Origin of the sequence: Cellulomonas septica, from assembly GCF_012396155.1 — a bacterium.
GTDB lineage: Bacteria > Actinomycetota > Actinomycetes > Actinomycetales > Cellulomonadaceae > Cellulomonas > Cellulomonas septica.
The window spans coordinates 1-1848 of sequence record NZ_JAAXOY010000693.1 but is presented as its reverse complement, the minus strand read 5'-3'; the positions used below and the strand labels follow the sequence as shown (position 1 = coordinate 1848).

Below are 1848 nucleotides of genomic sequence, written 5' to 3'. Positions count from 1 at the left end.
TCGCGACGCCCGTGCGCAGGGTGAGCGGGAGCAGCAGCGTCGAGATGTCGGAGAAGCCGACGCACCATGTCGGGTCCTCGCCGAGCGCGTCCCAGTCGAGCTCGCCCAGCAGCGCGACCCCGCCGACCGGGTCGAGGTTGCGACGGGCGACGGCGACCGCCGCCGGGTCCACGTCGGCCGCGACCAGGACCGCGTCCACCTCGGTGCAGCCGCACGACTCGCGCAGCACCAGCGTCGACGGCGTCCGGTACTCGCCGCCCACGATCTCCTCGCCCCGCATGCGCGCGAGCAGCAGCGACACCGCCGTCTCGCCCACGCGGTCGTAGTGCGCGTCGACCGTCGACAGGCGCGGGGTCACGCGTGCACCCGAGTCCGCGTGGTCGAAGCCGATGACCGCCTGGTCCCGCGGCAGCACGAGGCCCGCCGCACGGAGCGCGCGCTGGAACCCGATCGCGTTGCGGTCGGTCGCCGCCACGACGGCCGTCGTCTGCCGGCCGAGCGCGAGCATCCGCGCAGCCGCGTCCGCACCACCCTGCTCGTGGTTGTCCGTCGCGTCGTACCACCACGCCTCGGCGGGCTCGATCCCGTGGTCCGCGAGGGTCGCGCGGTAGGCCGCGAAGCGCTCGCGCATGTCGCGCTGCGTGAGGCAGCCGACGAACCCGATCCGCGTGTGCCCGTGCCCGACGAGGTGGTCGACGGCCGCCCGGACACCCGCGGTGTTGTCGGGCACGACGACCGGGTCGTCCTGCGACGTCGGCTCCTCCGAGACCAGGACCAGCGGCACGCCCCACTGCTGCACCGCCGCGAGCCGGTCCGCGCGCAGCGCCTTGCCGACGACGACCAGACCGTCGACCGCACCGAGGGCGACGGGGGCGTCGAGGATCGACTCGTCGGGGTAGCGCTCGCGGTCGAGGCCCGCGGGATAGGTCTGGACGGCGACGACGCGGTGGCCGGCCGCGCGCGCTGCGCGGGCGACGCCGGCGATGAGCGCACCGAAGTAGAAACCCCCGACGACCGGCGACAGCACACCGATGGTGCGCCGTGCCGTCGGCGACACCGGACCGCGCCGGACAGTCCCCATGGTTGCTCCTCGCCTACGTCGTCGGAGTCGAGATGGTGCAATTGTGCCGCATCGGGCGACACACTAGGTGATCGTGGTCACACCTGCATATGACTCGTCCACCGATGGAAGCACTCCGACCCCCTCCGGACCGGGACCGCTTCCACCGTCCACCCCGGCGCCGAGGCGTCCGACGATCACCGACGTCGCCCGTGCGGCCGGCGTCTCGATCGCGGTCGTCTCGTACGCCCTGAACGGTCGACCCGGCGTCTCGGCCGCCACGCGTGAGCGCGTGCTCCGCGTCGCCGACGAGTTCAACTGGCGACCGAGCGCGGCGGCGCGCTCGATGCGCACCGGTCCACGGGCGGTCGGTCTCGTCGTCGACCGCGCCGGGGCGGGGCCTGCGGCGCAGGCGACCGGCGTGCTCGAGTTCGTCACCGCCATCCAGGAGGTGCTCGCGACCCGGAACCTCGCGCTCGTGCTGCAGATCGTCGACGGTCCCGAGGCCGCCGTGGCGCTGTACGGCGAGTGGTGGGCGGAGCGGCGGTTCGACGTCATGGTCGTGACCGACGTCCTCGTCGAGGACCCGCGCATCGACGCGCTGCGCCGGCTGCGGGCGCCCGCGGTCGTCGTCGGAGGCTCGCCCGAGGACCACGACCTCGCGAGCGTGCGCGTCGACGAGGGGGACGCCTACGCGCGCGTCGCCCGGTACCTCCTCGAGCTGGGCCACCGCAACGTCGCCGCCGTCACCGCGCCCGACGGGCTCGCCCGCACGCGGTCGCGCGTCG

General features: G+C 74.5%; 2 protein-coding genes. One reads left to right on the top strand and one right to left on the bottom strand.

The features are described from left to right. A partial coding sequence (locus tag HGA02_RS18185) for a LacI family DNA-binding transcriptional regulator (RefSeq protein WP_210728786.1) occupies window positions 1-1081 on the bottom strand: 1081 nt, incomplete at its 3' end. Window positions 1082-1148: 67 nt separating this feature from the next. On the opposite strand from HGA02_RS18185, the gene HGA02_RS18180 reads away from it, so the two are divergent. Beyond that, window positions 1149-1848, top strand: a 700-nt coding sequence (locus tag HGA02_RS18180) for a LacI family DNA-binding transcriptional regulator (protein ID WP_343035591.1), incomplete at its 3' end; no start/stop codon positions are given.